This window comes from Nonomuraea aridisoli, from assembly GCF_003236395.1.
Taxonomy (GTDB): domain Bacteria; phylum Actinomycetota; class Actinomycetes; order Streptosporangiales; family Streptosporangiaceae; genus Nonomuraea; species Nonomuraea aridisoli.
The window spans coordinates 60923-68002 of record NZ_POUD01000013.1; the positions used below are offsets into that span (position 1 = coordinate 60923).

7 protein-coding genes are annotated in these 7080 nt (G+C 73.8%); 1 reads left to right on the forward strand and 6 read right to left on the reverse strand.

Translation table 11 applies throughout. From position 1 onward, the window contains the following. Positions 1 to 2: 2 nt before the first annotated feature. Positions 3 to 1175, reverse strand: a complete 1173-nt coding sequence (locus tag C1J01_RS05585; RefSeq protein ID WP_111176706.1) for an MFS transporter — start codon at positions 1173 to 1175, stop codon at positions 3 to 5. 115 nt (positions 1176 to 1290) lie between these two features. Between C1J01_RS05585 and C1J01_RS05590 the strand changes: the two genes are divergently transcribed. Beyond that, complete coding sequence (locus C1J01_RS05590; RefSeq protein WP_111176708.1) at positions 1291 to 2196, forward strand: EamA family transporter; 906 nt, start codon at positions 1291 to 1293, stop codon at positions 2194 to 2196. Positions 2197 to 2457: 261 nt separating this feature from the next. On the opposite strand, the gene C1J01_RS05595 is transcribed toward C1J01_RS05590, so the two are convergent. Genes C1J01_RS05595 through C1J01_RS05615 form a run of 5 tightly spaced genes read right to left on the reverse strand, consistent with a single transcriptional unit; the run spans position 2458 to position 7009 of the window. Next, complete coding sequence (locus C1J01_RS05595; protein ID WP_111176710.1) at positions 2458 to 3126, reverse strand: GntR family transcriptional regulator; 669 nt, start codon at positions 3124 to 3126, stop codon at positions 2458 to 2460. Between the two features lie 13 nt (positions 3127 to 3139). After that, positions 3140 to 4084, reverse strand: coding sequence for an ornithine cyclodeaminase family protein (locus C1J01_RS05600; RefSeq protein WP_111176712.1), 945 nt, complete (start codon positions 4082 to 4084; stop codon positions 3140 to 3142). Then, positions 4081 to 5094 carry a proline racemase family protein gene (locus C1J01_RS05605; protein ID WP_235854273.1) on the reverse strand — a complete coding sequence of 338 codons (1014 nt, stop codon included), beginning with the start codon at positions 5092 to 5094 and terminating at the stop codon, positions 4081 to 4083. The genes C1J01_RS05600 and C1J01_RS05605 overlap by 4 nt, the downstream gene beginning before the upstream one ends. Then, positions 5091 to 6092 carry a proline racemase family protein gene (locus tag C1J01_RS05610; protein WP_111176714.1) on the reverse strand — a complete coding sequence of 334 codons (1002 nt, stop codon included), beginning with the start codon at positions 6090 to 6092 and terminating at the stop codon, positions 5091 to 5093. Before C1J01_RS05610 ends, C1J01_RS05605 begins: the two co-directional genes overlap by 4 nt. After that, on the reverse strand, positions 6089 to 7009 hold the full coding sequence (locus C1J01_RS05615) for a dihydrodipicolinate synthase family protein (protein ID WP_235854274.1): 921 nt from the start codon (positions 7007 to 7009) through the stop codon (positions 6089 to 6091). The genes C1J01_RS05610 and C1J01_RS05615 overlap by 4 nt, the downstream gene beginning before the upstream one ends. Positions 7010 to 7080: the final 71 nt, after the last annotated feature.

Consider the following 7080-nt stretch of genomic DNA (forward strand, 5'->3'; position numbering starts at 1 on the left):
GCTCAGCCGGGCCGCACGCCGTAGCGGTGCCGGGTGACGACGGCGACCGCGGTCAGCGGCACCGCGGCGACCGCGGCGATGCCGAACAGCAGCCCGTACCGGCCGTGCTCGGCCAGCGGGCCGGCCGCCCACGAGGCGATGGCGCTGCCGGTGAACAGCGCGCAGGCGAAGAACGCGATGGTCGTCCCGCGGGCCTCGGGGACGACCGAGGTGGCCCACGTCTGCAACGAGGAGTGCAGGAACGAGTAGCCGCCGCCCAGCAGCAGCGCGGTGACGGCCACGGCCGGGACGCTGACGTGCACGGTCACCAGGGCGAACCCGGCGCACAGCAGGCTGCCGCCGACGAGCATGAGCAAGGGGGCGGGCCAGCGTCCCGACAGCAGCTTGACCAGCCGGGAGAACGCCCACAGGCCCAGCCCGTACGCGGTGATGGCCAGGCCCGCCACGGCGGCGGCCAGCCCGTCGTGCTGCAGGGCGGTGGCCAGGAACGGCATCGTGCCGAGCATGATCGCCCCTTCGGTGAAGGCCAGCGCGAACACCAGCAGCGCCCACCGGTGCCCGAGCACCAGGCCGAGGTAGCGGGCCACCCCGTGCCCCGCGCCCTCGTGGCGGGGCGGCTCGGGCAGCGTGCGCAGCGTCAGCGCGCACACCAGGGCGCACGCGGCCGGCACGGTGAAGGCCACCCGCCAGTCGACCAGGCCGGCGAGCACGCCGCCCAGGCCCGTGGCCAGGGCCGTGCCGAGGGCGGTGGCGGCCATGAGGTCGGTGAGCGCCCGCTGGCGTACGGCGGGGCGCACGGTGTCGCCCACGTACGTCAGGCCCGTGGGGATGACGGCGCCGAAGCACGCGCCCGTCACGACGCGGGCCACCACCAGGGCCGCCAGCACCGGCATCAGCGCGGAGACGGCTCCCGCCAGCGCCGCGCCGTACAGGGCGAAGCGCATCACCCGCACCCGGCCGAACCGGTCGGACAGCACGCCCCACAGCGGCTGGGTCAGCCCGTAGGCGAGGTAGTAGCCGCTGGCGGCGGCGACCGAGGCCGACAGCGAGACGCCGAGGTCGGCCGCGATGAGCACGAGCATGGGGCTGACGGCGAAGCGGTCGAAGGCGCTGACGAAGGAGGCCACGGCGAGGGCCAGGGGCGGCCGGGTGAGGCTGACGGGGGATGGCTTCATACGTCCATTTGTCCGAATAAATGATCAATTTGGCAGTAGGACCACCTTAAGTGCAGTCATGTCTGGCGAGGTCAGTAGGCTCTGACGGTTGACGCGCATTCCCCAGAGGAGCCCTGTGACCTCCTACGACGACGCACTCCCGGGCGACCGGCGCCTGCCGGGCAACCCGCTGCGCGGCGCCGCGGACTCGATCCCGCCCTCCGGGCTCGTCCTGCTGGCCATCTTCTCGGTGCAGCTCGGCGCCGGCTTCGCCAAGGAGCTGTTCGCGGCGCTGCCGCCGAGCGCCGTGGTGTTCCTGCGCATCGCGACCGGAGCCCTCGTCATGGGAGTCGTCGTCCGGCCCCGGCTGCGGGGCCTGGCCAGGGGCGACTGGGCGGTGGGGATCGGCTTCGGCGTGACGCTCGCCCTGATGAACCTGACCTTCTACGAGGCCCTGTCGCGGCTGCCGATGGGCATCGCGGTGGCGATCGAGTTCCTCGGGCCGCTGGGCGTGGCGGTGGCGGCCTCGCGGCGCCGCCTCGACCTGCTGTGGGTGGCGCTGGCGGCGGCGGGCGTGGTGATGCTCGCCCCGTGGACGGAGTCGGCCTCGGTGAGCTGGGCCGGCATCGGGTTCGCGCTGCTGGCGGGCGGCTGCTGGGCCGCGTACATCCTGCTCTCGTCCGCCGCCGGGCAGCGCTTCCCGGGGACGAGCGGGCTGGCGTTCGCGATGATCGTCTCGGCCGTGGTGATCGCGCCGGTCGGCGCCACCACCGGCGGGGCCGACCTGCTGCAGCCGGAGCTGGTGCTCATCGGGCTGGGCGTGGGGCTGCTGTCGTCGGTGATCCCGTACTCGCTGGAGCTGCAGGCGCTGCGGCGCATGCCCAAGCAGGTCTTCGGCATCCTGATGAGCCTGGAGCCGGCGGTGGCGGCGCTGATCGGCCTGCTGGTGCTGAGCGAGGTGCTGCACGTGCAGCAGTGGGCGGCGGTCCTGTGCATCGTGGCCGCCAGCCTGGGCTCGACCCGCACGTCGCGGCGCGCGTAGCTCCCGGAGCCGCCGCGCGCCCGTTGGGATGGGGTCTCGGGCGCGCGGCGGAGGGCTCGGCTCGGTGGGCGGGGTTGTGCCGAGCCCTGCGACGGTCAGCGGAATGCGGGTGTCCGCGTGACCAGGCACGAAGCCACCACCTCGAAAAGGGGTGACCGGACGGCGGGACCGCCGGCGCTCTCGCGCGGCGTCACTCGGCCGTTCCGCATCGAGATTACCGCCATCGGGGAGCGGACGATCCCCGAATATCGGAACTTTTCCTCAGTGTTCAGCCCAGATGCCGCGGACGTGTCCGATGTGCTCGGTCATGATCCGCCCGACGGCCTCGGCGTCGCCCTCCTTGAGCGCGTCGAGCAGGGCGAGGTGCTCGCGGGCTGAGTCGGTCAGCGTGCCGCGCTCGGACAGCTGCGACAGGCCGTAGAGGCGGGCCCGGTTGCGCAGGTCGCGCACCACCTCGACCAGGTGGGCGTTGCCGGACAACGCCAGCAGCTCGACGTGGAAGCGCAGGTCGGCGTCGACGTACGCGAGCAGGTCGCCGCGCTCGCCGGCCGAGACGATCTCCTCGGCGATGGGACGCAGGCGTTCGAACTCCTCGGCCCGCGCGCGGTCGGCGAGCCTGGCGACGGTGGGCACCTCGATGAGCTGGCGGATCTCGGTGAGCTCGTCGAGGTCGCGGTCGGACAGCTCGGTGACCCGGAAGCCCTTGTTGCGCACGGCCTCGACCAGGCCCTCCTTGGCCAGGTCGAGCATGGCCTCGCGGACGGGCGTGGCCGAGACCCCGAACTGGGCGGCCAGCACGGGAGCGGAGTAGACCACCCCGGGCCGCATCTCCCCGGTGATCAGCGCGGCGCGCAGCGCGTGCGCGACCTGCTCGCGCAGGCTCCGCCGCTCCCCCACCATCGGCAGGTCGAGCCGGTCGTCGGCAGCCATCCGCCCATCCCTTCTACGTCCACGCCTCGTAAGCGGCAGCCGCGACCACGAGGTCCTCCCATGCCATGCCCGTGCTCTTGAACACGCGCGGCCCCGGACCGGCGACCACCCTTCCGGCGATCAGATCGGCGAGGTCTCCGGCGAGATGACGGGAGGTGATCGTACCCCGGCGGATCGCGACGATGACGTCTCCGGCCTCCTCCAGGGCGGCCGTCCTCGCCTCGACGACCACCGTGGCGCGGGCGACGAGGTCGTCGTCGAGCTCGCGGGCGTCGGGCTCGTGCGAGCCGACGGCGACGACGGTGGCGCCGTCGCGGGCGAGCTTACCGGGGAAGAGCGGCTCCCTGGCCGTGGTGCAGCAGGCGATCAGGTCCGCCCCCGCCACCGCCTCCGCGACGGGGTCCTGCGCGGCGTTCGTGTGCCCGCGCGCGGTCAATCCCAGGTCTCGGCAGCGGGCGGCGAGGGCCTCGGCGCGGTCCGGGTCGCGGCCGACGACGGTCACGTCCTCGACCGGCCGCACCGCGCGCAGGGCCAGCACGTGCCCCCACGCCTGCGGGCCGCTGCCGAACACGACCAGCCGCCGCGCGTCCGGCTCGGCCAGGTGCCGGACGGCGAGCGCGGAGACGGCGGGCGTGCGCAGGGAGGTGAGCGCGATGCCGTCGAGCACGGCCAGCGGGGCCAGGCTCGCGCCGTCGAACAGCAGGTACGTCCCCTGGATCCGGGGCAGGCCGCGCCCGGGGTTGGCGGGGGCGATGGTGACGGCCTTGACGCCCGCGTACCGGCCCGTGGCGGCGGGCATGAGCAGGAGCTGCCCGCCGGGCACGTCCACGATCGGCCGCTGCGGCGTGGCCTCGGGGTCGAGGCCGGTGCGCAGGGCGTCCTCCAGGACGTCCACGGCCCGCTCCATCGGCAGCAGCCGCTCCACGGTGGCGGCGTCGAGATACGGCAGCGCGCTCATCGCAGGGTGAACCCCGTCCCGATCGGGTCGTCGGGGTCGAGTTCGAAGGCGTGCCGCCCGGTGCGGTACGCCATGCCCTCGATCTCCGGGACGACCCCGTCCCCGGTGACCTCGGCAACCCGCGCGCGGAACTCGCTGCCCACGATGCTCGTGTGGACCAGCGGCCGGCGCAGCCCTTCGTCGTGCAGCAGCGCGAGCCGGGCGGCGGTGCCCGACCCGCAGGGCGAGCGGTCCACCTCGCCGTCGGCGAAGACCGTGACGTTGCGCTGGCGCGCCGCGTCGCCCGCGTCGGGCAGCTCGTCGTAGAAGATCACGCCGTAGACGCCGGACAGCCGGTCGTCGGCGGGATGCCGGGAGGCCGGGTGGCCGGCCAGGTCGGACTTGATGCGGCGGGCGTGCCCGATGAGCTCGGTCAGGTGCCGGGGCTCCACGGACAGCCCCAGCTCCGCGGCCGGCACGGAGGCGTAGATGGCGCCCCCGTAGGCGAGGTCGGCCTTGACGCCGCCGGCCGGCACGCCGCGGGCGATGACGTACGACCGGACGCTGACGAAGGTCACCCCGCGCACCTTGCCGCCGGCGCAGCGCACGCGGGCCGTGACGCGGCCGGACGGCACGTCGATCGGCACGTCCGTCTCCCCGTCGGGATCGGCCTCGACCAGCCCCTCGTGCACGGCGTACGCGCCCAGCGCGATGGTGCCGTGCCCGCAGGCCGTGGAGAAGCCGTCCTTGTGCCAGAACAGCGCCCCGAAGCGGGCCCCGGGGTCGTCCGGCGGGACGAGGAAGCAGCCGTACATGTCGGCGTGGCCGCGCGGCTCGTGGCAGAGCAGCCGCCGCACGTCGTCGAGGCCCTCCATGGCGGCGCCGCGGCGGGAGAGCACGTCGGTGCCGGGGATCTCGGGCACCCCGCCGGTGACGATCCGGAACGGCTCGCCACCGGTGTGGTAGTCGACGGTGGTGATCACGGCACCGGCCGCGCCGGCGCCGTGATCGTGATGCGTCTTCCGGTTCACAGCTCGAACCCCGCCGGGAACGGGTCGCGGGGGTCGAGGAAGTACTGGGCGGTGCCGGTGATCCAGGCCCGGCCGGTGATCGACGGCACGACGGCGGTGCCGCCGCCCACGGTCGTCTCCTCCAGCAGCCGGCCGATGAACCGGGTGCCGATGAACGACTCGTTGACGAAGTCGCGCCCGAGCGGCAGCTCGCCGCGGGCGTGCAGCTGCGCCATGCGGGCGCTGGTGCCGGTGCCGCACGGCGAGCGGTCGAACCAGCCGGGGTGGATGGCCATGGCGTGCCGCGAACGGTGGGCGTCGGAGCCGGGGGCGGTGAAGTACACGTGGTGGCAGCCGCGGATGCGGTCGTCCTCACGGTGCACGGGCTCGTCGGCGGCGTTGATCGCCTCCATGGTGGCCAGGCCGGCCGCGATGATCTCGTTCTTGGCCTTGCGGTCGAACGGCAGGCCGTAGCGGTCGAGGTCGACGATGGCGTAGAAGTTGCCGCCGTAGGCCAGGTCGTACGGGATCTCGCCGAAGCCGGGCACCTTCACGGTGGCGTCCAGCCGGTCGCAGTAGGAGGGCACGTTGCGCAGCGTCACCGCCATCGCCTGGCCGTCCTCGACGGCCACGTCGACCTCCACCAGCCCGGCCGGCACCTCCAGGCGCACGGTCGTGACCGGCTCGACGACCTCCACCATGCCGGTCTCGACCAGCACGGTGGCCACGCCGATGGTGCCGTGGCCGCACATCGGCAGCAGCCCGGACACCTCGATGAACAGCACGCCGAAGTCCGCGTCGGGCCGGGTGGGCGGCTGCAGGATGGCGCCGCTCATGGCGGAGTGGCCGCGCGGCTCGGTCATCAGCAGGGTGCGGATGTGGTCGAGGTGGTCGCGGAAGTACACCCGGCGCTCGGCCATGCTCGCGCCGGGGATCACCCCGATGCCGCCCGTGATGACGCGGGTCGGCATGCCCTCGGTGTGGGAGTCGACCGCGTGGAAGACCCGTTTGGTCCTCATCTGAGGCCCTCCGCGAGCGCCTTCTCGGTGGCCGCGCGGATGACGGTGGCCTGCTCGTCGGTCAGCGGCTGCCGCGGCTGCCGGCAGGGCCCGCCGTGGCGGCCGGCGATGTCCATGGACAGCTTGATCGCCTGGACGAACTCCGTCTTGGAGTCCCAGCGCAGCAGCGGGTGCAGGGTGCGGTAGAGCGGCAGCGCGGTCTCCAGGTCGCGGGCGACCGCGGCGCGGTAGAGGGCGACGTTGGAGGCGGGCAGCGCGTTCGGGTAGCCGGCGATCCAGCCGACCGCGCCGGCCACGGCCAGCTCCAGCAGCACGTCGTCGGAGCCGACCAGCAGGTCGAGGCCGGGCGCGAGCTCGGCCAGCTCGTACGCGCGCCGCACGTCGCCGCTGAACTCCTTGACCGCCACGATCAGCCCCTCCTCGTGCAGCTTGGCCAGCAGCGCGGGGGTCAGGTCGACCTTGGTGTCGTAGGGGTTGTTGTAGGCCACGATCGGCACGCCGGCCTTGGCCACCTCGCGGTAGTGGGCGATGACCGCCCGCTCGTCGGCCCGGTAGGCGTTGGGCGGCAGCAGCAGCACCGAGCCGCAGCCGGCCTCGCCGGCCTGCTCGGCCCAGCGGCGCGACTCGGCGGCGCCGTACGCTCCGACGCCGGCCATCACGTTGCGCCCGCCGACGGCCGCGACGGCGGTCTCGATGACCTTCGCGCGCTCCTCGGAGGTGAGCGTCTGGTACTCGCCCAGCGAGCCGTTGGGCACGATGCCGTCGCAGCCGTTCTCGACCAGCCAGCGGCAGTGCTCGGCGTAGGCGTCGAAGTCGGCCGACAGGTCCTCGCGCAGGGGCAGCGCCGTGGCGACCATGACGCCCTGCCAGGGCTTGCTGCGGTGTTCCATCAGGGAGTCCTCCATGTCAGTGGGCATGTCAGTGAGCGGGCATGTCAGTGGGCTGGATCTTCGGGGGCGGTCTCGGCGGGGGCGGCCTCGGCGAGGGC

What these genes read in the sequence shown, in the direction of transcription:
- C1J01_RS05585 (WP_111176706.1), bottom strand. Translation starts at nt 1,175, where the DNA reads ATGAAGCCATCCCCCGTCAGCCTCACCCGGCCGCCCCTGGCCCTCGCC.
- C1J01_RS05595 (WP_111176710.1), bottom strand. Translation starts at nt 3,126, where the DNA reads ATGGCTGCCGACGACCGGCTCGACCTGCCGATGGTGGGGGAGCGGCGG.
- C1J01_RS05600 (WP_111176712.1), bottom strand. Translation starts at nt 4,084, where the DNA reads ATGAGCGCGCTGCCGTATCTCGACGCCGCCACCGTGGAGCGGCTGCTG.
- C1J01_RS05610 (WP_111176714.1), bottom strand. Translation starts at nt 6,092, where the DNA reads ATGAGGACCAAACGGGTCTTCCACGCGGTCGACTCCCACACCGAGGGC.
- C1J01_RS05615 (WP_235854274.1), bottom strand. Translation starts at nt 7,009, where the DNA reads ATGCCCACTGACATGGAGGACTCCCTGATGGAACACCGCAGCAAGCCC.